We start from the raw sequence: 25,935 nt of genomic DNA, 5'->3' as shown, positions 1-25,935 counted from the left end.
TGATCAGGATCTTTGGCTGTAAGTGAAAAGAGTGCGTTAGTCTTACACGGCTCTTTTCCAAAATGTGAGAACGTTCTCGGTCGCGACTGTGGAAATTTTAGCAGTGAATCTGGGGAAATTCAAGAGGGTTTTATTTTCGAAAAATGGAGGAGAAGGGTGTTTAATCTTAGAATTTAGTTTTTGAATTTGTCAATATTCTACTTTCGATTTTTCCCCTCTTCTCTCCAAAATCATCAACATTAAAATCCTCGAAACCATTTGGGAATCAAAGCACCCTCCCCTACTCTCAGTGCATCATTGATTTGAGTCATTAACTTTTTAGAGTCTTTTGGCAAGGTACCGGAGAGATGCAGTGCATTGGAGGCATGGTTAGACCTGAAGATGATTTTTTGCGGTGGGTTGATGAGAGAAATCAATTCACGCTGTTCGTGCAGAATCTGTAGGTCATTTAATGGAGTAAAGGAATCAAACGCTTTTAGGAATCGTTCTTTTGCCCCCTCTTCTAATCCTAGCTGAAGGGTAGAGAGATAGGTGATCGGTACGGCGTTGATCATCTTAGCCGTATCATATATATGCTCTTTGGAATATTCTTCTCCACCTATTCCCAGTATGACGGTTGCGGAGATCTTTATATTGGCTTCATGCGCACGGCGTAGTGCTTCAATCATCTGATCCGCATTCACCTCTTTATCGATTTTACTTAGCAGTTCATCATTCCCCGTCTCTATCCCAAAATACGCCAGACTCAGCCCCCCTGCTCTGAGCTCTTTTAGCTCATCGATACTTTTTTCCAGAAAGTTCTGTGCCGTGGCATAGAGCGATACCCGTGAGAGTCTTGGAAACGAGGTTTTTAGTAAACGTAACAACTTTGCGAGATGATCGGTTGGAAGTGCCAACGCATCTCCATCGGCGAGAAATACTTTATTGGCGTTCGGATACGCATGTGCAAGTGCTTCTATCTCACGGCGTACCTCATTTAATGAACGTACCGTATAGCGTTTGCTTTTATACATGGTGCAAAAGCTACATCGGTTGTGACTGCATCCGAGTGTTGCTTGGATTATGATGTTGTCGGCTTCAGCCGGGGGACGATAGAGGGGGAAGGAGTAATCAATCATGGCATGATTGTTACGTTTAATTGCTTGAGCTTTACTTTCACGATGGCTCCATTAATTCAAAATTACTAGTAATCTTCTATTTCAGTCTTTAGATTTTATTACCAAAACACAAGATATAGATATTTATATTGTCTATAAACGAAGTCATGTTGTGAAACTACAACTGATAATTCTAAAAAGCGAAGTCATGTTGTGTTTTGATATGTTTATGCCGTAACTACGAAGTCATATTGTGAATTTTGTTCCAAAATGAAAGACAATAATTATCATTTGACAAAAAAAACGAAGTCATATTGTGAAATATTTATATTCTTTGCTTTCATCCATTTAATATTGTTACTATTTTTATGATTTAGCCTATTACCTGCACAATTTGACTACGTTTTTGATCACATTAGCATAGTTGTCAGCAGATAAATATTCATACAGTAAGAAAAAACGAAGTCATATTGTGAAGAAATTGTTATTAGGATTATTGCAACGAAGTCATTTACTACATCTTACGAAGTCATTTACTACATTGGCGAAGTCATTTAGTGACAAAACGAAGTCATATACCTCATAAAACGAAGTCATATTGTGAAGCTCTATAGGTATTTATAGATATTTATAGAATAAATAGATATCTATAGGAAAACGGGAGAGATCAAGGGTCTTTACCCCTTGACTCCCCCTACTCTACAGAAATCCCAGGTAATTCTTTCGTTTTATTGGGCGTACTCATAAAGGTAATGCTGTTATCGAAGGAGGCTTTACGATAAATCAATTTTGTTTTCGGTTCGTATGTGATTCCATAGTCTTTTAAGAGTTCAGCACTATCACGGATCTCTTTGATAGCTGTTTGTTTTGTTCGAATTGATTCCATAGGAAAACCGATTGTTTGAAGAAGGTTATCGATACTCATAGTACTTGCTTGTGCATGAGTCCAAAAGAAACGGATAACGGCTCTAAGAAGAGCACTTTTGACTTTTAGAAGTTTTGGTAACTCTTTGGTGTAATTAACGGTGAGCTGATCTTCAAAGTATTTACGGTATTCCGGTGTAATGACAATTCCAAAGCTTTTATGTTTTGTACTATAGGCAAAAGAGCTAATAATGTTGAAACTGTAGAAATCTTCACCGTCAGTTGTCCGAAATTCGATAGCGGTTGTTTGGATTTCATCTAGTTTATCTTTTAGCCATTTGGTGTTTCGAGAAGTTGTACCACTGTAAGATTTGAGAATATCAGAGGTAGAAAAATAAATAGCGATAGCTCCACCGTCGAGTTCTTTAATCTCCTTTGCCCCTGCAAAAAGACAATCCAATAAATCTCTATGCGTTTGAGTGAGAATATTACCTTTAATAACGGTTTTTCCCCAACTGGTTTCTATATAGCGTTTTTTTTGATTTTCAATGAATTGAGTGTACGTTTTAGAGGTTGAACTAATTTTTTCGATAGGGGCAAAAACACCGGTACGCAGTTCACTGACAGTAGCATTTGAGTTTTCGAATTTTTTAACAATGTCAAATTCTTTGAAAACCAGTTGTTGTTTTTCCATTTAAAAATCCTTCATAAACGATTGGGAATCAATTTTAGTCTCAGGGAAGATTTGACGGCTAACACTTTTCCCACCTAAGAGTTTTGCGGCTCCATAATTATCTTTAGTAAGTGAAAGTTTACGCATATGATTACGTGTTTCATCCACTTCACCTTTTTTATCTGTTATGAGACTTACTTCATAAACGAGTCGTACTGCATCGGTAAAGGCACTTGCCCCACGTGCTTGAGTTGTGTTTTTGGTACTATGATGGATAAAGATAATTGTTTTATTCTCTTTGGCAGCCCATTCGGTAAAAAGTTGCATAAATTTACGAGCATGAGCATTGTTATTTTCATCCGCTCCAAAAAATGCGATTAACGGATCAAGGATAATAAGATCATAAGGTGAAAGATTTTTTTTGAAATCACCAAAGAAAGCATTTACTTCTACCCCCCTCCCCTGCTCTATTAAAACCTGTAAAGTTGGACTGTTGGAAATTGATAATCTACCTTTAAAAACGTTGAGTGATTGTGACATGATAGAGGTTGCAATTTTTTCTGCACGATGTGCTGTAAGACCTGTTGGATCTTCAGATAGCCACGCGAAAGCTTTTGATGAGGGTGTTTCAATAAGATAACGCATCATGAGTTGCAATACCATCCAACTCTTACCACTACCACCGGGAGCTGAAATTAGCGAGACCGTTTTTTTAGGGAAAGGTAGCCATGACTTACAAATAAAATCGGCTTCTTCTGCTTCGATTGAAGTAATGTCAGAAGTTTCGAATAATTCTATACGATGGGTTTGGCGAAATGATTCTAATCTATCAATCGTGTTGCTTAGCAATGCAGCGGATTGCATGGATTCATCATGCAGGTCACGATTAAAAGCATTAATTAGTGAAATAAGATGCCGTTTGTCAGCTAATTCACTCAATTCATCAATATAGGGTTCGATTGAAGCAGATGGAGTAGAGGTTAAAATAGTAACCAGTTCATTTTCAAAAGTATAGCCGGCTTTTTTGAGATGTGTATTTATCATCCCCTCTTCGATAGGGATTGATTCATTGTGAAATTTTAAAAGTGTCTGAAAAATAATTTGATGTGATTCGTGAAAAAATAAAGAGACTCGATTGAGTCGATGATAGTATTCGTTTATTAAGGAGGGTTCAAAAATAAGACTCGACAACAATGTTCGTTCAAGATTGATGTCGTACAGGTGTTGAGCCATTTGATCCCTTTTGCATTTAGAAGTAGCATATTTTAGCATAGATTACTTCAAGAGATTAATATTGACTAACACGACTAACACAAAGGTACGATTTTTGCTATACTAAGGGAAATAAAACGGGATAACGAATGATAATAACTATTTCGCACCAAAAGGGCGGTGTAGGGAAATCCACCCTCGCCTATAACATAGCATTAGAGCTTGCACGAAAGAATAACGTCGAAGTTATAGATTTGGATGTTCAGCAAACGGTAACTGCTTATAATCAGATTCGTCATGAGATGGGTCAAACACCTTTGCCGGTTCATATTTTTACAACAGCTGAAGAACTTGAAAACTATTTTGAATCTATGGATGAAGAAACAATCGTAATTGTAGATTCTGGTGGATTCGACTCAAGTCTTAACCGTTTTGCTATTTTGGTGAGTGATTTTATCATTACGCCGGTATCAAGTGAGTTTACAGAGATTTTAGGTTTGCAAAAATACGAGAGTATTTTGCGGGAACTTTCGGAACAATCCGGTGTAAATATAGTGACGAATGTAGTTCTGAATAAGACTAATCCTAATCAAAAAAAGTTTGATGAAGTGCATGACTTCATTAATAGTTCCAAACATTTTCGATTAATGGATGCAATGATGCGTAGACGTGTTGATTTTGCAAACAGTGTTGCGTATGGCTTTAGCGTTAGAGAATTGGACAAAAAATCGGAATCCACAAAAGAGTTAAAAGAGTTTGTAAAAGAGATTAAACGTAAGGTAGGGATAAATGACAAGAAAAAAGATTGATTATTCGTTAGCGAAAAAAATCTCACAAAATGCTGCTTTAACAGAACAAATTCAAGCTGTAGAAAAAAATCCTGATATTGTTATTGAAATACCACTCTCTAAATTACAACCCAATCCTTATCAACCACGTATTGAAATAGAACCGACGGCACTTAAAGAGCTTGCTGATTCGATTGAACAAAATGGTCTTTTACAACCTATTGTTGTTAGTAAGGATAATGACGTATTGACCATTATCGCAGGTCACCGCCGTTTTGAAGCACATAAGTTGCTTGAAAAAGAGTTTATTAAAGCGGTGGTAATGGATAAAGTTGTGCATGCACAACTGGCTCTTTTACCTTTGGTCGAAAATCTACAACGAAGTGAAATGAACCCTATCGAAAATGCGATAGCATTTAAGAAGATTCTTGAAGACAAAATCGTAGAAACTCAGAATGATTTAGCAGAAGCTATTGGAGTGTCGAAAAGTTGGCTATCTAAAACCCTATCAGTTCTTCGACTCCCCTCCTCTCTTTTGGATCAAATTAAAAAAGACCGATACAGTGACATAACTGTTTTATCAGCTCTTAACAAAGTAAATAGTGATCTTTTGGAAAAACTTTACACCGAAATCAAAACACTTTCTCGTTCAGATGCACTCGAAGCTATCAAGCAAGCGTTATCAAAACCTGTAAAAACAAAAAGTCGAGTAGAAATATCAAAAAATAAAATTGTCATAAATACATTAGGATTGAATGGTGACAAAAAAGAGAAAGTTCAATCTTTAATTCATCAAATCAAAGAGCTCATTGGAGAATAAATGGGTAAGTTGTGCATGCACAACTCTATAACTCCCCTCCCCCTCTCACATAAACAAAAGAAAGTATCAAGATCTAAATGGATTATCATTGTGCGAAGAATATTTCAATTTGACATATTATGATGAATATATTGTAAATTGACATACACTTATGATTATGAAAAAAACGATTGAGAAAAACGAATTGGCTGCACTGTTCTTCTTGCATTACTTCAAATACACTCGCTATGCCTTTAAAAAGCAAAAGAGCGAAGAAGACATTGCCTCCATTCATGCTCACAGAGAACTGATGCGTCTCTTTGGAAGGTTGCATAATAACCAAGCCAGGGTAGGGGGGCAAAGTGTCATCGATATGATTGTAGAGCAGATCTCACCATCCAATAACCCTTTCGTACAAAGGGTATCGAGTGTGATGGAGGAGAGTATTGCCTTTATCTACGATCATGTCCTCCTTGATGAGAGGGAACATCCTTTGCTTGAGCGATACGCATGATAAAACGTCTATTTAAAAAACTGTTCGGTAGTCGCAGCAAACACTATAAAGAGTACCACATCACCAACCTCGCATTTGGGTGTATAGAGTAGGGGAGGGGGCAATGGCTACAATCGATGAATTTCGAGAGGAAGTGATTGAAACACTGTGCGAACTGGCTGGATGCAGTGAAGACGATGCCAAAGCCATAGCAGAAGAAAAGCTCTCCGATATCGAATACGGCCATAAATACCGTCTCAGCCCAGCCATTATCGCGGGGTCTATTTTGGGAATAAACGATTGCTGTGTTCCAAACCAATCCCCAAAGAGTTGACCTTTGCAAAATTGCTCTAGCGGTGTGCTATAGAGCACAAACAACCCTTGAAGCTTCCAATGTGTCCTCTCGTGATCGTTTTTTAGCGTCCTCAGAGCGCTGAACGAATAATAAACAACTCTGTGTTGCAATAAATCGTTTCTGAGTCTTAGAGGTGTGTTATCATTGCGCTAATTAAACAATCCATAAGAGAGGAACACCATGCAGCAACCTTTTATGGCGTATGAAAACGATACGGACGGATTCACTACCGGTAATCTCCATATTCAAAACGGTACTGACACCATCAGAGTTGAGGGTACCCTCGAAATCACCAAAGACCGACAAGGGCTCGAAGCGGCACTCAAACTTAAACGGGCTGTCGATGCCGCCATCGATGCGCTCAAACGTGATCGTAATCTCCCAGATAGCATTCGAGACTAAGGTGAGAACACAAAATGGAAGAGATAGAAGAATTACAACTTCATCCCCAGATTAAAACCGAAGCGGCCAAAGGGCGTACCTATGGGGAGTGTGTCATGGATGAGATTATGAGTATTCGTATGATCGATGGAGAGTTTCGCACCACCTTGCACATCAAAGAGAAACCCAAACGGTTATGTCGTGAGGATGCTTTGATCTATTACACTCAAAAACTCCGAAATGTTTGGGGAGAAGTCAAAGCCTAATAGGTGGCTCACTCTTTATTATGATGCTGGATAAACTATATTACATAAAGATGCATAATAAAGTCTAAAGTCATCGTTAAAAAGTATGAATTTTCTCGAATTATTTGTATCTAATGAGCCGACAAAGAAAATATATATTTCTTCAATTGATTTACTGCTTTCTTGAAGTTTTTTCATTTCCCGAGCAGGAATATCTTCTTTGATTCCTCCTGATTGTAGAAGATATTGACTTATTTTTGCATTCAACGTTTTAATGTACAAATCTTTTTTTTGTTTTGATATACTAGATAGTTCATCAAGAATTTCATTACGTTTCTTATTACTCCAATTTGTAGTATCAATGATTAGTGAAACTGGAGAATAATCCGAAAAAAGTAATTTAAGAGTAATTAGCCCATTGTTTGTTTTTATAGAATCTTTTTCAAGACTTAGCCGTGCATAATAAAGCTTTATATCAGTATAACTTTTTTTCCATTGCAGCAAATCAAACTTGTATTGAGATATCTTTTTAAAAATTTGGTTATACGTACTTAAACTAGAATCAAGCATCGGTAAAGATAGCATATTGTTTCTGTCATATGGAAATGAAATAAAATGTTTTACAATAGGACGGATAGTTCCTGCAGTATGATGATGAAAAGATGTATTTTTTATCTTATCAGTATTGTTTGCATAGTTTGAAATGTATTTAATAGATCGAGATTCAATATTTTTTTCTTTTTTGTCATTTGTTTTATTTAGAATATCCTGAAGGTATAATTTAGTTGGATATGGATATGGAAAACCACTTTCAGTAGTAATGGATTTAGTATGAACTTTTTCTAATAATTGTTCATATTTATATGCGTCACAACCATTTTCATGATCGTTAATCATAAAGTAAGCTCTTTTTTTATTGATTGGTTTATATGAACAAGGTAAAGCTTTTGCTTGACAGCCAATACATATAAAGGCATCTTTATCAAGTTCATGCATTTCGTTCAGAAAAGGAAGGTTATCACTGTCGATAATATGTGAATGATTTGATTTTAATCTAGCAATATCCATAATGTATTACCTTTTAATTTTATTTTTAACTGCTAAAACGAATGCACCAAAGAAAAACCATAATAAAATAGATTCAAAGATTCCTAAAATATGTGCGTCTTTTGAACGGGTAGTGAACCAATTTTTTTCTTCAGAGACAAATGGTGAAATCATCTTTGTAAATGAATATGCAAAATAAATTGAGGGATCCTCTCGCAACATAGGAATATATTGCTCAGTATAATGGTAATCAAAGCGATTGTCAAAAGCAAAGACTTTTTTAGTGACATTTTTTTCTTCAATTATTTGTGGTGATTTGCAAATATAAAAACTACCAGTGTCTTCAAAAGTTGTTTTGGCAATTAACATAAAATGCATGGATCGGTTTAGATCAGACGTGATACTATTTTCATCAAAATTCAAATTATAGGTGAGATTTTTATCAATGTTGTCATGATAAGCATTTAAAAAATATTCTGGCGTGGATTTAGAACTTGTAAAATCAATATTTGGTTGTAATAAGAAAGCGAATACAATCCATGTGGAAAAAAACCATACAAATGCTCGAACCCAGCGTTCGCCGAAACCATTAACAATATGATGAATTCCTAAAAGATTCCATTGCCAAAATGAAGGATAAAAACGGCTTCCAAAAGTTAATAACTCTGTATAACGTTGTGAATAATAAAATTCTCCTGCTGTTTGATAATCCCCATGTTTTTCAAAATTAACACGTAATTGCCTATAAATTTCACGTATAACATGATAGTTGTCTTCTGCATTAAAAGATTGTTGAGAATTTGACAGCTTGATATCATCTGCAATCGCCATATGCTTATTGACATTCAAAAATGAAATTTTTGATATCAATGACATTAATGGCATAAAAACAAAAGCATTTAGTACTGCAGCACCTGCTATAGCTAAAAAAGGAGCGTATAAAAATAAGACACATAAAAGCAATCCAGATAAAAGAAAAATAAAAAATGGTTGTTTGTCCCATCCATCTTTATCAAAAATAGTCCATGCATTTTTATGATAAGGGAAATGACAATTGTAAAATTTTGTTTCTTCGAGCATAGAATTGGCAAAGTAACATTTACTTAAAGTTGATACATCAAGGTGCGAAAATTGTACATTATCAAGTACAGCATCAGTAAAATGAGCTTCTTTTGTAAAGCTAACACCAATGAAAAAAGTAGAGCCATTACCTTCTAAGGCATGTCTATAATGAAATTCTTCAATTTTACCTAATGTGTCACCTCTTAGTATTCCTGCTTCAATATCTGCTTTTTTTCGATGATAAAATGTTACATCAGCATCTAGTAATCGAGGTTCATAAAGAACATATTTGGCCTCTAAGTGGCGGAATAAAGCACCTTTCTTAAATATAGTGTTTCCAAAATATAATTTTGAACAACGTAGAAAATCAAATTTTGGATACCCATTAAAAATAGCATTGTTAAAAATAAATATTAAATCATAAACAGGTTGATTTTTTTCATTAGAATCTTCTACAGCTATGGCGTGCAATACATCTTTTATCAGAGAAAAATTATCATATTCTTTATATAAAGTTCGATACTCTAATGAATTTTGATCAAATAACTCTATAAATATAATATCAAAATCAAATATACATTTACTAAAATCAAAATTTATCTCCCGTGCTTTTTTTATTCCATCAATATTGTTTAAAATGTTAGAAAATATTTTTCTTCTTAGATCATTATGGTTATGAAATTTATGTTGATTAAAGTCTAATGTGAGCAAGGTTTACCTTTTATAAGAGCGATAGTTCCAATAATAAATAGTAGAATTGACACGATAATGTATGGATAGGAGCTTTCAGAAACTTTATCAATAAATATTTCCAAAAAAATTAATCCGCATATAAAAGCGAAGATAGATAGTAGTTCTAAAAAATTTATTTTTTGTTCTTTTGCTATATGCTCGTTAGAATTTTTTTGTAACCGTATATATTCTTTCATTATCAAATCATATTGACCATACTCTAAATTACTATCAGCTAATTGCTTAGCAAACATGATAATCTTTTGATCTTGAGATAATTTTTCCATGCGTGTCACCTAAATTTAGTTTTTATTGTGTTTATGAATTCGACGCTATAGAATTGGAGCAGTGGCAAATCTTCAACGCGTGCCTTTATCAAAAAATAATAATTGTTAATAGATTAATATCTCTTCGCTTAAAATAACCATTTTCATTTAAGAAAAAGTGTACAATAACTAAAAATTATCATGGATTTATTGATGCTCGATACTTCAACCCTTTTAGCTTCCATCATATTCAATGCTTGGCCAATCTTTCTTTTGATCATTGTTATCCTCTTTTTCAAAAGCCCGTTTATGAAAGGGAAAACAGGAGAGTGGATTGTTAATTCTATCAACTCAGCTACGTTGGATGAGACGATGTATACTCCGGTTAAAAATGTCACGTTGCAGTTATCAGATGGTTCTACTACCCAAATCGATCATATCCTAGTTTCCAAATACGGCTTATTTGTTATCGAAACCAAAAATATGAAAGGATGGATATTTGGGGATGAACACCAAAAAGAGTGGACACAGCAGATATTCAAAGACAAATACCGTTTTCAAAACCCTCTTCGCCAGAACTATCGTCATCTTAAAGCACTTGAAGAGATACTTGACGTTCCATCAACAGCGTTGACATCGGTGATAGCATTTGTCGGTGAATGCACATTTAAAACAAGAATGCCGGAGAACGTCTTTCGGGGAATTTCATATACGAAATACATAAAGTCATTTGATCAAGAGCGATTAAACCCCTTACAAATTCGCCAAATCCTAAGTAAGCTACAACGTAAACGATTAGAGCAAAGCTTTACAACCGATCGTGCACATGTCCAAAACCTCAAACAACGGATGGAACAACCGGTAGTATCCAGTACCGATGCTATGACATGCAACCGTTGCGGAAGTACAATGGTATTGCGACAGAATAAGAAAAACGGTGAAGAATTCTATGGTTGCAGCAACTATCCTAAATGCAAGCATACGGCACCGATTGCATGAGTATCGCTGAACTCACCCAAAAACGACTCAGCCATGTCGAATCGTGCCGACTTAACGGCGATAACTCCCATCGCATCATCGCCAACCTTTATTCCGACAGCACCCACTTCCTCTATGAGCTTTTGCAAAACGCTCAGGATGCCGAAGCGACCTCAGTATCATTTGAACTCCACCCTGATAGATTGGAAACCTCCCACAACGGCAGAGCCTTTAGCTTTTCGGATGTTGAATCGATCACGACAATCGGAAGCTCAACGAAATCGAATGAGCCCAATAAGATAGGTAAATTCGGAGCCGGTTTCAAATCTGTTTTTTCCATCACCGACACGCCCCATATTTACAGCGGTACCTACAACTTCAAGATCAGTGATTACATCATTCCCGAAATGATCGATCCGTTTGAAGGATTTAAGAAAGAGTTGACAACGGTAATTTTACCGTTCGATAAACTCGATACGGATAAGTTTCTATATGATTCCATCAAAGAAAAACTCAAATCAATTGGTAAAGATGAGATTCTCTTTTTATCCAATCTTCAACGAATTACATGGCAGATTGGAGAGCTAAGTGGATTTGTAGAAAAGCAACTCGAAGAGGAAGAAAATTTTCGATCAATTATATCAATCCGAAATCCTTCTGAAATGCAATATTTTGAACTGTATGTTCGAAATTTCGTTATAGATGATAAGCCTTTGCAAGCAAAAATTGCGTTCGCTTTGGATGAAAACGGTAACTATAAATCAAATGGTAATTCTTATCCACTTTTTGTTTTTTTTCCAACGGTGGTTCAGACTTATGTACAATTTCTAGTACATGCACCTTACAAAACGACACCTAACCGTGAAACGATCAATTTTGCTGATTCTCAAAATAAAGAAATAACCGATAATATCGTAGAACTTTATAAAGATATGCTGATTCATATGGCTGGTCGTAAGAGATTTGATTTCGATGTAATGCAACTTCTTATCCCGTTTTTATCTGAACCAGTATCTAATAACGTTGAGATTCTTCTAGCACTTTTTCAGGCATTTATTGATCTCTTAAAAAATCATCCATTGATTCCGACACGTGAAGATGGATATGCACTACTTAGCGAAGTGTTTTATTTAAGTGCTAATTTGGATAGCGAACTGTTTTACACGGCGCAAATCCAAACACTTTTTGCTAAATCTGCCTGGATCAACGAAGCATTTAATCAACCAACTTATTCAAAATGCAAAGAGTTTGTGACAAAGCATTTGAGTTTAGCAGAAATCAAACTTAATGATATAGTGCATAAACTTGATGAATCGTTTCTTTTGAAGCAAAGCGATGAGTGGATCGGAAGATTGTATGCAGAGTTTCCAAAAGCGCAGGCTCATGTAAATGGCTTTTTATCTACTCGATCTTTGGCACGTTTGGATGATGGTAAGCAAATCCCATTTAAATCTCAAAGAGGAGAAATTCAAGTCTATCTCCCCTCAGAATCAGAATCACGATTTCAGTGTCTATCACAAGATGTTTGTGTATTGCCCGAAGCTAAAAAATTTCTCACTGATATTGGTATTACAGAGCCGAATGTAATTGATGAACTAAAAATGTTTCTTCTACCTTCCCTAACAATAAAAACTATAGAGGAAGACGACACAGAATATTACCAAGCCCTTAAAAATGTAATCACACTTTACAATACTGCCTCGGAAACAAATCAAAAGGAAATAGTAGAGCTTCTTAAAAAAAATCCTTGTCTCCTTTCACGAAAAGAGGGAGTGTTAAAACTTCAATTACCTAAAGAAATTTATCTGCCGACTGATTCACTTAAGTATTGGTTTATGGGGAATACTACGATAACCATAATGGATGATGAGTTGTGGAGTCTCCTAAGTGAAACCGAACTGGGTATGTCATTGCCGTTTCAAACACGTCCGGTGATTCATACAATGGCTCCTCATATTGATTCCACACATAAAGAGCGCTTGCGTCATACGCCATCTATCGCTGATAGGGGAGGAGATGACTTTAGTTGGGAAGGGCTTGAACATCTATTATCCACACCGATCGATAAAGAACTCAGCCAAATCATCTGGAATTTTTTAATTACCTATCTGGACGAAAAACGAAATATTCTTCGAGGATATTACCGATGGCAGAGCCCGGCCAATAATCATGAAAAAGAGTTTGACTCGAAAATATGTGTTCTATTGAAGCAGACTGCATGGTTGTATGATCATGATGGAGATGCATATAAGCCAACCGAACTCAAACCTGATGCCTTGATGGAAGAGTATGGGTACGATTCTCTCAGTGTTGACGTAAAAGAGTCATTGGCACTTCTGTCATTTAAAACCGATGCCATCGAAGAACTCGAAAAACAGGGATATAAAATTATAACCCCCGATGAAGCAGAAGCATTTGAGGCTTTTCAAAAACTAAACCAGCAAGCGATCGAAGAGGATGAACCCATTCTTTGGAATCCTGCGTCACCAAATATCGGTACATGGGTGAGCGAAGCCGATCCGGATATGGAAACACAGATCGAGCAACCAGAATTCAAACCCAAAAAGCCAAGAGACCTACGCAACCAAACGCCACAGAGTTTTTTTGAGGAAGAGGAAGAAGAGCAATATAGACCATTTGTTCCTAAAGCAATCCGAAAACATATCGGAGAGTGGAGTGAGCGGTATGTGTATCGCTATTTGCAAGATTTTTGTGAAGAGAACAAAGACAAAGGGTATCATGTCCGCTGGATGAATGAGGAAAAGAACGTCGGATGGGGATATGACTTTGTTTTGATGAAGGGGGAGAAGGAACTTCGCTATATTGAAGTCAAAGGACGCTCATCCAATACCAGTGAAATCGAAATATCCAAAACCCAATGGGAATTTGCCAAATTCCTCTTCGACAAAGGGGAGGGGGATAAGTATTCGATCTTCATCGTTCAAAATGCCGGTAAATCGAATGCTAAATTGATCCCAATCAATAATCCGGTGAAGATGTGGTTGGAAGATAAACTAACGATAAAAAATATTGAATTGGTATTAGGGGTTTAAATGGCATTAAATTGTGCACACGAAGGATATGATTATCAAGACTTAATTACAAGCTACTTTATTTTAAAGGAAATCTTGTCTGGTAACCAAGATAGTATTTTTGTAGTCGATAAAAAACATACTGCAGGTACTTATTTAGAACACGATAAAGATGGGAAAACTACAACTAAGCAAATACCGGATAGATTTGATGATTTGGTGATTCTAAGAGGTTCAAGTATTGAAAGAAAGCAATTTAAATACAGCAATGAAATCGTTGCTAGAAAACTTATAAAAAGTGATTTTGCCAATGATAGTAAAGATTTGGCATTGTATGAAGTATTTAGGACTTGGTCAGAACTAAGAAATGATTTTAGTGAATTTAGAATATGCTTGGCATGGGATGAACCTGAAAATGATGATATAAAAACTATACTACAAAATGTAAGTAAATTAAGTTCATTTGATAGTTTGTTGACAAAAATATTTCAAATAAATATTGATATATTATGGCCAGAGGGAACTTTGCCATTAAGCACGTGGGAGAATTTAAGAAAGTATATAAGTAGGAATCAAATTGATAGAAATGAGTTTAAACAATTTTGCGATGAGCTAATAATTGAATTGGAATTACCTAAAGCGAGTTTGAGATTTGATAACCCCGGTGTTCTAGAGAATATTGTATATCAACAAGCAGAGAAACTTGGAATTGGACTATACCCTAATGACAATATACAAATAAATGATTTTTTAGAACGTTTAGCAAAAAAAGTAGGAGAGTATAGAACAAGATCATCCGAAGTTTCTGTTCAGGACGTATTAAAAGATTTAAGAGTGAAAACCGATTTTGGTCATCTTGAGCAAAAATTTGAGATTGATCAAACTAAAAATATTAAAAATAATGAAAATTTTTGTTTTTTTCAAAGTCAAGTTTTTGAAAATAAAAGAACGCTGTTGATTGGTGAACCTGGAAGTGGTAAATCTTGGTTTTTAACTAACTATATTGATTATTTGAATGATACAGCTCAAAATGTTATCAGACATTATTGCTTTACTGATACAGAAGATGAGTATATTGAAAAAAGAGTCAGTTCTGACGTATTCTTTGGTAATTTAGTAGCTGATATTATAAAAAGATTTCCTGATTTACAAAAAATCAAAAAAAATCTTTTTGCATCTGATATAGATGAACTAAATTTACTTCTTTCTCATATCGACAAAGAGTTAATTATAATCATCGATGGATTAGACCATATTGATAGAGTTTTAAAAAACTCATTTACATTGGCGCAAGATAAAACAAGAATAATAGAATTTATTTCTCAAATTCAGTTACCTGAAAACGTCTATGTCATTTTGGGTTCACAGCCTGTAGACGAAATTCGTTCACTTATTGAAGAATCTGACTATATAGAATACAGACTTCCAAAATGGGGAGTAGAAGATACTCTTCAACTGATGAATCAATATGCTTTTTCAGATTGTTTATTGGATAATAAATTGTTATCAGAATATATTTTTGAAAAAAGTGAAGGAAATCCGCTTTATTTAACTTATATTATAAAAACTCTTATCAATCAAGAAATCACTTTAAGTGCGATAGATGAACTTCCTCGATATGACTATAATCTTCAAGCATATTATGCATATTTGACATCCAAAATTGATAATGATACCGTAGATACTTTATCCTGTTTAGAATTTTCTGTCACAAAAATGGAATTAGGTGAAATAATTCCTCGTTCACATCGTCTTGACCGTGATTTGAAAATTTTATTGCCAGTCATAGTTGAAAATATTTCAAGAGGTGGGATAAAACTTTATCATGACAGTTTTAGAAGCTTCAATCTTGAAAAGCTTGAAGCAAATGCAAATATAAATGAGATTTATCAAGATATTGTTACTTGGTTGGAAGGACAAGGATTCTATACCAAAGCCAAATCCTATAGATACTTACTAAAATACTACATAAAATTAAAAGCCTACGAAAAGATTAAAGAGTATGCAACAGTAGACTTTTTGACTAATAGCTTATTAAATGGGTTTGCAGAAAGTGCAATCAAAATCAATTATGACAATTTTTTATTTGTTGCTAGAGAGTCATTGGATTGGTCACTATTTATATACATCAGCGAATTAAACAGGACGATATACACCACGATATCTGAGGAATATCACAGTATATTTTTAGAAAAATTTGAGTTATATTTTGAAGCTGTTGGATTGATTTATGGTTTTGAAAGAGCTAATGAAATGCTTTTTTTTGATGGAGTAGCAAATTTCACAAATGAAATAATTGCAAAAGCATTTTATATATCTCAAAAAAATAGGTTTACTCCTAATTGGGATTTGATTGGAGATTATTTTCAAGAGGAAATTCCATTAGAAAATTATCATTATTATATTAGCTCGTTGATAGCTTTAGAGATTGATTTGGATGAAGAGTTTAAAGAGCTTTCTATGGATAATAATTTAAAAGACTTTTTTCCAATTTTTATTTTAGAGGTATGTAATCAAATTGGGTTTGATTATATACTTGAACTATACAGTAAGTTGGAGTCAGGTAATAAGGAACTTGTTGCAGCAAGAATAAATTATATTCTCAGAAGAACAAAGTGTGAACAAAGGATTTTATTTACAAGAAAGAAAAGACATACTGTTTTAAAAGCATTGAACTTAGATTTTACAAGTGGCTATATAAAAGAAGGCGTTTTAAGTGAGTTTTATTCTTTGGTTCGAGAGTACGCATTTTATAACCCAGACGAACTGGAAAAATTTGAAAAAACGATTCCATCAAGAAATTTATCTTTTAATTTTTTTAAATTCTTTATTAGAAATTTTCTTATCGAAATAGATATTAATAAAGATAAATTCAGGAATTATCAAGAGCTTGAAAATGCAATTGTTGCAAATTTTGAATTTTTGGGAAGCGATGTAGAAGCTTATAAAGGTGAACCAAGATTCACAGATATTAGCCACCAAAATGCGAAGCTAATCAACTTGACTATAGAACAGGGCTTGAAATATATCAAGACAAAAGATACTTGGTACAAGGTAATAAATTTTTTAAATAAAGTTCCGTATAACACAATTTCTATCATAGAATCGAAATATATTAATGAAGATAATATCAATTTTATTATCGATAACTATGAACAGTTTGATCAATCAGAAGAAGAAAATTATTCTGAACATTTGGAATATTCTTTAAAAAAAGCAATTTATTATGCAAAAATAAATGACAATGAAAATGCTATAAGAGAACTTGGAAAAGCGGTCTATTTAACAACAAGCTATACATTTCACAAAGACATAACCTTATCTGAAATTATCGAGCCTTTAAGGTCTATAAATCAGATAAATCAGGATGTCGCGAAAGAATATGCAAAAAAATTAAAATATTTAACTGATGCGGTTATGAAACACACTGATGATGGTAAAGACACAAGGTGGTTGACTATTCAATGGTTTGAAGAGTTTTTAAAAGTTGACTACAGACTTGCTTCAATGTATTTATTAGATCAATTGTTAAACAATACATATTTTTGGAAGCTTGATTATATGTTTGTTGATTATATACAATTTAGCAAAGAAATAGATCCCGTTATATTGAATTTTTTATACAGATTATCCCCAACGAATAATAATGATGATTATGTAAATGATTTGGCTGACAATATCATAATTCTTAAAGCAGTCGATGAACAACTAGCGAAACAGTCACTTATTAATCTATTGTCAAGAGATTTGAATAACTCGCGTGAATCGTTAAAATCAAATACAATTCAAAAGTTAAAAGTACTGAAAAAACTTTTCAATTTATCTATGTTGGTCAAGGAGAAAGAAGAAAATAACAACCTTGCCTTTAGACGTTTCAATGATACTTTACGAGAACAAATAAATAAAGTATTAGAAATTAATGATTATTCATTAAGAGATAAAACAATTGATGAAATCGTTTCATATTTTGATAGAAAAGATGAATTGACAGATAAAGATCTTAATAGTATTTTTTTCTTTTTATTAGAAAAGAATCAAGATGTAATATGCAAATCTATTTTAATGCCTTTAATTCAAAAAAAATTTCCAAGAGGAGAAAACTATTTTGAAAATCTTAGACATTTTGTAGCTAATCTGAGAATACAGGATGATACAAAAATACTTCTTTTAGTGAATATTTTTATTTATTCAAAAGATGGTTGGTATTCACAGTTTGTGAATAAAGAATCTTTGAAAAGTGCGGTAGAAATCAATCAAGAAGAAGTGTTAAAGATATTAGCCGAAACATTGTTTAATACCTTTTCGAATTTAGGTTATGGTAGACATTCTACGGCAAATTTAATTATAGCTTTTGAATATGCCGGATTAGAGGATACCGATATTATATCGATGTATAAAACTGCATTTGAGTTTTTAGAAAATAGATTACCTGATACAAATGAATTTGACTGGAGTGATGTTGAAAATGATAGATTGAAAGAAATGAGTGACAATGAACTTGCCATAGTAATCTTACTTTCGAAAATGACTAATTTGGATTCTGAAGTTCAACGAGAAATACTTTTTGCTATCAATTACTTTTTAAATTATCAAGAAGAATTATTGAGAAAACCATTAAAATGGTTTTTTGAAAATATACATTCATTTCCTCATTTATCGATTGCTGGATTAATAGAAATATTGACATTGAATGTTGAAAGTAAAAGAGATTTCTTCTCTTCAATCCTTGATGATATTTTGAAAGCGCAACAGCTTGAAAATATGTATATCCACAACAATATAATTATATTTTTATCTAGGCTATATGATGTATGAAGAATTAATTAACACTAATGAGTATCTACAATATTTAGAGCATTTGGGTATTGATACTAGAGTAGTAAAAGAATCAATACAGAAGAAAATAAAGAAAAATAAAGAAATATTTGAAACTTTTGCTAATAGATCTCATCAAATATCTTCTTCCAATATTAATTTAGAAAATATTATTTTTGAAGAAGTTAATAAATATATTTTTCAGAATCATAAAAATGAATTTCATTATGACATCTCTTTTAAGCTTGATATGGAATCACTTATAGCGATAAAATTTTCTATGATTGAAAGACCAGCTATAAAAAAACCTAGTGAAATAAATGAAGGTTTACAAGTAGAGATAGGTGAAGTTGGTGATTTTGTAAGAATCGCAAGATTTGAGAATGAATTAATTTTGGGTCAATACGGTAAAAATAATTCGGAGCAAATAGTTTTTGAAGGGCTGACTCCTTTAAAAAACAAAAGTCCTTTCTTTGAATATATACCATCGTCATTGATATGGCAAGATAGATTTTATCATCCAGAAGAAGAGAGAATAATTGGATTTTGTAAAAAATACAATACGATTGAGCCAAAGTATGTTTTGTGGATTAATAGTGCTACATTATTTGACTTAGGGTTGGAACTAGATTTATCTAATAGTGGCTTAAGGGCAATTGACGGTAATAATGATGTTGTTTTGGAATTTAGATGCTGGAGAAGTGAACTTATTGGAAATGGTGCTTCCTTTGTGGGGCAAGACTCAAATATTGCGAAGTTGGAAGGATGTGATCTTTTGATGAGAAAAGATTATTTGAAAGAATTACAAGAAATTGTAGGTGAGTTATTTTTTATTTCAAAAAAAAAAAAATTATCCTATTTTTGATGTTTCATATTTGACTAGTAGATTTTAAAAGGCAAATTATTTTGATATCTCTTGATAACGCAACTTACACATACAGAGGATTTCGATTACAGGCTTTGTATGTAATTTATAAGATACTCACTTCTCACGACAAATATCTCTTTCAACCGGAAGGAGCCGAAGATTTAGCGGTTTATGATTCTCGACACAATTTGATAGAAGCAATCCAAGTAAAAAGTGGCGATTCAAATCTGGTATTGAGTAACTTTAAAAACTCATTTTTTGAGCGTTCAATACAAAGACTAATTTCTAATCCGGGTGTAAAACTATCAATTATCAAATTTGGACCCATAGGCCATGAACTTCAATCTGCATGTAATGCTAATGGAGCCGAACGCCGTCAAGTCATTACAAAGTTATTTGAAGATAAATCAATAACCTCAAGAAAAGAAGAATTAGAACATTTATTTGATTCAATTCATGCTGAGTCGGTTGATGAAACAAAAATTGTTGACGAGATTATGAATAAACTAAAAGACTCTCTCGCAGGTATAGACTCCAACAAAGCATTTGAGTTACTAAATATGTGGATCTATATTGCATCAGAAACACAGCAAAAAATCGATCGATCGGTGCTGCATGAAAAAATTATCAATATTGGTAGCTTTCTAGCAGAAAGAAAAGCTCATCATGATCAATGGTTTACGATCATTCAACCGTTAATAGATGAAATATTAGATGGAATAGATACGGTAGTGTTGGAGGATGGTTATTATCAAGGAGAAGCTGCAAGTTTTTCTCATATTCAAGCAAATTTTGACGTAATCCGCCCGAAAAAATTAGAAGAAATACATAGGCTGTTTTCAGAAAATAATGTACTATTTATCCATGGTGTGTCTGGACAAGGTAAAAGCACTTTGGCATTTCGATATCTAAAAGATTATTATCCAGATACTTGGCGTTTTCAGATCAAGGCTGTAGAAAACCGTCATGATGCTTTAAAAAGTGCTTTGGCTCTATTGGAGCATACTAAGGCATTAGATACTCCTATTATTGTCTATATGGATGTTTCAGCTTCAGATATTGGATGGGAAGAACTAATCAAAGCCTTGTCGAAAAATAAGAACATAAAGCTTCTGATTACACTTCGAGAAGAAGATTGGAAGCAATCAAAAGTTCACGGAGTAGAATTTTCTTTCAATGAGCTTGAACTTCAATTCGATCACGAAGAAGCACGACAAATTTTCAACATATTATTTAAACGAGGATTGGTTAAACGGCATCTTGATTTTACAGAAGCATGGGAAGAATTTGGTGGAAATGGACCACTTCTTGAGTTTGTGTATTTAGTTACACAAGGTGGACTATTACAGGAACGATTACAAGCACAGCTCAGCCAGCTGATTAGTGAAACATTACCTGGGGATGAAACAATCAATTTACTCCGAGCGGTTGCAATCGGCACGTCTTACGGTGCTAGACTCAGCGTTAAAGAGGTTGTGAAACAGTTCAAAATAAATCCAGAAAAAACTTTGAAGCGACTTGAATCAGAGTATATGTTGAGATTGGATGATTCGGCTCAATGGATAAGGGCTATTCACCCTATCCGCTCAGAAATACTAAAACTTCTGTTAATTGATGAGGGGTATGCTCCTTGGATTGGAGAAGTTCAAGTTGTATTGCCGTTATTACATCCACGTGATATAGGGTTGTTTTTGCTGTATGCTTTTTTAATGCATTTCGAGCAACGTTATGAACTTTTGAAAATCTTAGATGGATTTAAACCGAATTCTTGGGAATCTGCTGAAGGTGTTGTTCGGGCTTTGATATGGTTGTCTGTTCGTGAATTTATTGAACAGAGAGTTGACTATATAAGAGAGATACATGATACTCCAGAAGGGAATTTTGTATTAACTCTTGGTGCTAATATAACGCAAGCAGGGGAAGACCCTTGGGAATCAATTTTACAGTTTCCGATTATGTCAGAAGATCAAAGACAAAAATGCAAAGAAATTGTAGAACGTTTAGAAATAGCTCATTTTGAATTTGATATTTTGAAAAAATGGCTTATGAACTTTTCACCAATACAAGAGATACCATCTTCAAATACTGCATGGTCTGCTTTTGCCAGTATCAGCTTTTGGTTATGGAAATGTGGGCTGAATGAAAATATTACGATCGAATTGGATTGGTCTAAAATAGAGTACGATCCATCACTATCATTACAAACAATTGGGCGTGTAACAACAGCTTTATATCATGCGTATCCTGATTATTTTACACTATGGACTGGATTGTATCGAATAAAAAGCGTAGAACGTTTACAAAATGAAGAGTATGTATGTGAGCTCGAAATACAAGATGAATTTGTTAAAGCACATTTTATTGCTCTGGACCTGAGAGTCGAGGAAACTCAAAAATCTGATGTCAGTAAAAACATTATCCATGAAAAGACGATGCGTGTCATCAATTACCAACAGCAATTATTTCCTGAAAAAAGTCGTTATGATACACAAGGTTATGGTCATATATTATTTGGTTTTTTAACTCATGATGATACAACTAAACACATTCCTAAAGAAAACTTGCCGCTTCAGGATTTGGTAGCTGCTAATGCGATGTTTCGCAGAATAATCAATAACTTTTTTCGTCCAGATACGTGGCAAGAATATGTTGACGGTATCATTGAAATACGTGAAGAGATTATGACTCAATTTGAAGCAACTATCAGCATGACGAATCAGTACTTCAGAAGTAAAAATAATGTTGATCCATTACGACATAGTGGAAAGATCAAAGAATGGATAGTACTAGCTGAAAGGCTTAAAGAAAAGCATTTATTGGTGGGAAGTGTTGTTGATCCATGGGGGTTTTCTGATGAGCATATACAATTAAATACATCACAAGAAATAAAACAAGAAATAGTTTTTTTAGCATCAGTTCGCTATGCAGAAATACACAAAAAACTTGGTAATTATTTGAATAACCTTGGAACATTCTTTACGCAAGCGGCTACAGTTTTTGATATTAACGGAGCAATTGGCAAATTATCAAGCAAAGAACAATCTGAAAATAAAAACAAACTCAAAGATTTAGGATTCTCGATCAATGATATAAGGATGTCTTGGTTAAATTTTTCAGATGCTAAAGAATCTCTTTACTTGTTGCAGAAGGAATTTAAAACACTGTTTGGTCATATTGTCGATACTCAACGATTGAATTCATTAGAATCTTCAGAAGTGAAAGCTATAAATGCATTAGGAAAAAATTGGTATTTTTTTATCAATCATTCGAACATCAAGAGTAAAAATCCGCAACGAGAATTTTATAGCCGTTTTGTAGAACGTAAAAAACAACTTTTATCACAATTGCTTCAACACTCAGACAATAATGAAACCAGTGTGAAGTGTTCAGTTATTTTAGAAGCGAGTGATTTGAATCAAGAACCGTGTTTATGGATCAAAGTCGAGGATAATTCAGCCCTAAATGCATGGCAAGGCCATTTTGAAATTTTATTAATTGTAAGTGAATTCGTTCGACAACAAACGGATTTTTCAAAAACCGTCATTCAATGGTATTGGTCGCATATATGTTTTGTTCCAGTTTGTCAGGGCTATTGTATAAATGGGATGTACATTTCAGTGAGAACTATGAGTATGATTCATTTGGATTCTAATCAGGAATTTAATCCGTTACGACATATTCCTAAAAAAATATCTTCAGATGAATTGAAACAATTAGGGGTATTTCTTTTTGAGTCGATAGAAACCGAAATGATACAGATGTTTTATGATTCTGTTTCAAAATTGATGCTTTATTTACAACATCTTAAAGAGTTCAAGAAGTGTCCAGATTCGTCAACTGAAACAGGTAAAGAGATGTTGCAAAAATACGTATCAGACATAAATATACTCATAAATGAAGTTTTCAATGAAGCTCTAAAAATGTTGACAGATATCCAAGAGATGTTAAGTCAGTATGAAGAATCGAATCCCGACGAGTATATCAGTATTATCTCAAGTTTAGGTGAGATAGGGAAATCATTATATCCTGACTATTTAGTAGAAAATCAAGAAAGTTTGACTTTAGATCAAATAGAAATATGGGGCATGACCCTCCAAAGTAGCATAGGTGTAATATTGTCTGAAATTTTACCTAGCACAATGGACTTATTGATGAAAAAAAATGAAGATTGAATATCTAGCCTATCTGTATTATTTTGAATGGAGCATCTTTTGTATGACGCACTTCAAGGTTAAGGGATAGGAAAATTCCTACCCGAGTTAATTTATAAATAAAATCTGAATCTTTGTGCTATTTTGCCCTTAACCTTGGGTTACCCCAATAATTGTTAATGTATCGTACATTTTAGCTTGGTCTTCGTCAGAATGAGTTTTAACCTTTTGTTTCTGCATAGCTTTAAGACGGTCACACTGATCATCTGCATCATGATTTAGAATATCTATATAAGATTGCAGGATTGTACGAAGTTCAGGAAAAATCTGCTCAGAATATTTGCTTTGATAGTTTTCACCGCCCATCGTTCGAATCTCGATATGGTTTTTTTTATCCTCATAATCGGGACGAATGATGCACCATCCTCTGCCTACTTCATCTTTTTTACCTGAGGCAGATTCGAAATCAAGGCAGTTTAAAACATTCATAACATTTCTAGAATAATCTGGACGGGGCGGCCATGAATCGTAAAGTTTTTTTGCATTGAGCAATAGCATTAATCCCAAAAAATCGAAATCCTTACTTTCTTTTTCGGGGCAGGAAAGGTGCAAGTGTAAACCTGTCGAAGTATCGGTAATGTAGCCTCTTTTTTGAATTATGGAAAGGATGTGGCCCAGATAATAGGGTAAATGAACTATGGGCACAATTGGAGTTGTAATCTCAAGACCGTAGGTATAACTACGTAACGATGAATCAGGTTTAATAATGAGTTTATCGTATTCTTTGCTGCGTGTAAAATCTTTAAAAGGGTTGCAGAGAATGTCTTGATCCGTAATACGACTCAAATCATCGAGCAAGGTTGTTAACTCTTCGTCAAAATGCTCAAGATCAAAGGCATTAATGTAAAATTCAAATTCAGCCCCTCCGATGATCCCCGAATCAATAATAGATTTATCCAAAGGGTTTTCAAACATGAGCATATTTCTTTGTGCTTCAAGTTTTTGGCTTTTCGAAAATTCAAAATGCGAAGTTTTATTCTCGTCGATAATGCTCACTTTATTCATATGACCTCAGATAAATGTAATGTTTTGAAATGATTTAAATGGTACGCATGAACCTTTTTTCATTTGAGAAAGATGGATCATACCGTCATCGCCATAACTGAAAATTTCTTCTAATTCTTTTGGAGGATTTTTAGGATGACGTTTTACTGAGAACATAGCACTTAAACGTTCTTTTTTAACGGTAGGTGCAAGCTCTTTTTTCCATACGGACAGCGGATTTGTACGACGTAAACGAGTAGGGTTTTTAAGACCTCGGAAATAAATCCATGCAGAAATTTTTTGTTTATTTTCTTTTGATACGACACTGATCTGTTTTCTGTAATAGTAAGTTGGCATTCCTTCAAGATCATCGATGGATTTGAATTCATCTGCATTAGTGATTTTGTAGAGTTCACCGTGGATTGGAGAACGTTTTTCATTTTCGAGAACGTAAGGGAAAAGATTGGAAATGTCTGCATACATCACATATTTTCCTACAGTAGTGAATTCTCCTATGTATTCAGCATTTATCAATCGGACGTGATTTTGAAACCCTTTTTTCATGCTTCCATAAACAAACAAATACTGCTCGAATCGGTCAGTTTTTTTATAGTGTCCTGGTCGAATTCGAGTTAGTTTTCCTTGGTTGACCAGACGTGATGTGACGGTTCTAAAGGTATTCTCATTCAAATTTAGTGGTAAATGTAGACTAGATAGCGTGAATTCGTGCGATACAGGTAATGTATCTATGATACGTGTGATCTCATCTCTTGTCTTGATTTTTTTCATGTTAAAAACTTTGTTGATTTTGTCTAGTCCAATGATACCACATTTGAAACAACTTTATTTCAAATAGCTACAAAATTTGGAAAAAATAGTATTTTAAAGTATTTATTATTCTTAAGATGTCGGAAAACCTTATTCTTTTCTTTTCGTACATAATCAATATCCGACACGGTTTTTCGTATAGATATTTGTGGATATTTCAATAGCTTTTGCCGGATTGGGAAAAGTGACGTTAAACACTTGTTTT

General features: G+C 34.0%; 19 protein-coding genes. 11 read left to right on the top strand and 8 right to left on the bottom strand.

Translation table 11 applies throughout. The features are described 5' to 3' along the window. Positions 1–239 precede the first annotated feature (239 nt). The 3 genes from PHC76_RS13810 to PHC76_RS13800 all read right to left on the bottom strand — a co-directional run bounded on the left by PHC76_RS13810 (position 240) and on the right by PHC76_RS13800 (position 3,867). On the bottom strand, positions 240–1,118 hold the full coding sequence (locus tag PHC76_RS13810; RefSeq protein ID WP_299974859.1) for a radical SAM protein: 879 nt from the start codon (positions 1,116–1,118) through the stop codon (positions 240–242). Positions 1,119–1,791: 673 nt separating this feature from the next. Next, on the bottom strand, positions 1,792–2,655 hold the full coding sequence (locus PHC76_RS13805; protein WP_299974862.1) for a RepB family plasmid replication initiator protein: 864 nt from the start codon (positions 2,653–2,655) through the stop codon (positions 1,792–1,794). Further along, positions 2,656–3,867: an AAA family ATPase gene (locus PHC76_RS13800; protein WP_299974865.1), complete on the bottom strand. Its 1,212-nt coding sequence runs from the start codon at positions 3,865–3,867 to the stop codon at positions 2,656–2,658. 128 nt (positions 3,868–3,995) lie between these two features. Between PHC76_RS13800 and PHC76_RS13795 the strand changes: the two genes are divergently transcribed. The 6 genes from PHC76_RS13795 to PHC76_RS13770 all read left to right on the top strand — a co-directional run bounded on the left by PHC76_RS13795 (position 3,996) and on the right by PHC76_RS13770 (position 6,928). After that, positions 3,996–4,655 (top strand): ParA family protein, encoded by a 660-nt coding sequence (locus PHC76_RS13795; RefSeq protein WP_299974867.1) that lies wholly within the window; start codon positions 3,996–3,998, stop codon positions 4,653–4,655. Next, positions 4,636–5,454: a ParB/RepB/Spo0J family partition protein gene (locus tag PHC76_RS13790; protein WP_299974871.1), complete on the top strand. Its 819-nt coding sequence runs from the start codon at positions 4,636–4,638 to the stop codon at positions 5,452–5,454. Before PHC76_RS13795 ends, PHC76_RS13790 begins: the two co-directional genes overlap by 20 nt. Positions 5,455–5,611: 157 nt before the next feature. Continuing rightward, the gene (locus PHC76_RS13785) at positions 5,612–5,947 is read left to right on the top strand and encodes a hypothetical protein (RefSeq protein WP_299974873.1); all 336 of its coding nucleotides are present in this window, start codon (positions 5,612–5,614) and stop codon (positions 5,945–5,947) included. A gap of 103 nt (positions 5,948–6,050) precedes the next feature. After that, the gene (locus PHC76_RS13780; protein WP_299974876.1) at positions 6,051–6,260 is read left to right on the top strand and encodes a hypothetical protein; all 210 of its coding nucleotides are present in this window, start codon (positions 6,051–6,053) and stop codon (positions 6,258–6,260) included. A gap of 201 nt (positions 6,261–6,461) precedes the next feature. Next, on the top strand, positions 6,462–6,683 hold the full coding sequence (locus PHC76_RS13775) for a hypothetical protein (RefSeq protein ID WP_299896031.1): 222 nt from the start codon (positions 6,462–6,464) through the stop codon (positions 6,681–6,683). A 14-nt stretch (positions 6,684–6,697) separates the two neighbouring features. Continuing rightward, the gene (locus tag PHC76_RS13770) at positions 6,698–6,928 is read left to right on the top strand and encodes a hypothetical protein (protein WP_299974879.1); all 231 of its coding nucleotides are present in this window, start codon (positions 6,698–6,700) and stop codon (positions 6,926–6,928) included. A gap of 18 nt (positions 6,929–6,946) precedes the next feature. Here the strand turns inward: PHC76_RS13770 and PHC76_RS13765 are convergent, their stop codons facing one another. From PHC76_RS13765 to PHC76_RS13755, 3 genes are read right to left on the bottom strand one after another with little or no spacing between them, the layout of a single operon-like run. Beyond that, complete coding sequence (locus tag PHC76_RS13765; RefSeq protein WP_299974882.1) at positions 6,947–7,975, bottom strand: hypothetical protein; 1,029 nt, start codon at positions 7,973–7,975, stop codon at positions 6,947–6,949. A 6-nt stretch (positions 7,976–7,981) separates the two neighbouring features. After that, a complete protein-coding gene (locus PHC76_RS13760; RefSeq protein ID WP_299974884.1) occupies positions 7,982–9,727 on the bottom strand; it encodes a hypothetical protein in 1,746 nt (581 codons plus the stop codon). Further along, positions 9,715–10,035: a hypothetical protein gene (locus PHC76_RS13755; protein WP_299974886.1), complete on the bottom strand. Its 321-nt coding sequence runs from the start codon at positions 10,033–10,035 to the stop codon at positions 9,715–9,717. The genes PHC76_RS13760 and PHC76_RS13755 overlap by 13 nt, the downstream gene beginning before the upstream one ends. 192 nt (positions 10,036–10,227) lie before the next feature. Between PHC76_RS13755 and PHC76_RS13750 the strand changes: the two genes are divergently transcribed. Genes PHC76_RS13750 through PHC76_RS13730 form a run of 5 tightly spaced genes read left to right on the top strand, consistent with a single transcriptional unit; the run spans position 10,228 to position 23,879 of the window. Further along, the gene (locus PHC76_RS13750) at positions 10,228–11,013 is read left to right on the top strand and encodes an NERD domain-containing protein (protein WP_299974888.1); all 786 of its coding nucleotides are present in this window, start codon (positions 10,228–10,230) and stop codon (positions 11,011–11,013) included. After that, the gene (locus PHC76_RS13745; RefSeq protein ID WP_300210509.1) at positions 10,986–14,045 is read left to right on the top strand and encodes a DUF3883 domain-containing protein; all 3,060 of its coding nucleotides are present in this window, start codon (positions 10,986–10,988) and stop codon (positions 14,043–14,045) included. The genes PHC76_RS13750 and PHC76_RS13745 overlap by 28 nt, the downstream gene beginning before the upstream one ends. Further along, on the top strand, positions 14,046–18,839 hold the full coding sequence (locus tag PHC76_RS13740) for an ATP-binding protein (RefSeq protein WP_300210507.1): 4,794 nt from the start codon (positions 14,046–14,048) through the stop codon (positions 18,837–18,839). It abuts the gene before it with no gap. Continuing rightward, on the top strand, positions 18,832–19,704 hold the full coding sequence (locus PHC76_RS13735; protein WP_300210505.1) for a hypothetical protein: 873 nt from the start codon (positions 18,832–18,834) through the stop codon (positions 19,702–19,704). Before PHC76_RS13740 ends, PHC76_RS13735 begins: the two co-directional genes overlap by 8 nt. Positions 19,705–19,745: 41 nt before the next feature. Next, the gene (locus PHC76_RS13730; RefSeq protein WP_300210503.1) at positions 19,746–23,879 is read left to right on the top strand and encodes a hypothetical protein; all 4,134 of its coding nucleotides are present in this window, start codon (positions 19,746–19,748) and stop codon (positions 23,877–23,879) included. A 129-nt stretch (positions 23,880–24,008) separates the two neighbouring features. Here the strand turns inward: PHC76_RS13730 and PHC76_RS13725 are convergent, their stop codons facing one another. Then, the gene (locus PHC76_RS13725; protein ID WP_300210502.1) at positions 24,009–24,923 is read right to left on the bottom strand and encodes a hypothetical protein; all 915 of its coding nucleotides are present in this window, start codon (positions 24,921–24,923) and stop codon (positions 24,009–24,011) included. 6 nt (positions 24,924–24,929) lie between these two features. Continuing rightward, a complete protein-coding gene (locus PHC76_RS13720) occupies positions 24,930–25,691 on the bottom strand; it encodes a gamma-glutamylcyclotransferase (RefSeq protein WP_300210500.1) in 762 nt (253 codons plus the stop codon). Positions 25,692–25,935 lie beyond the last annotated feature (244 nt).

The sequence above is a fragment of the Sulfuricurvum sp. genome, assembly GCF_028710345.1.
Lineage (GTDB): Bacteria > Campylobacterota > Campylobacteria > Campylobacterales > Sulfurimonadaceae > Sulfuricurvum.
Note: the sequence above shows the minus strand (reverse complement) of the source record. Positions and strands in the feature narration are given on the sequence as shown.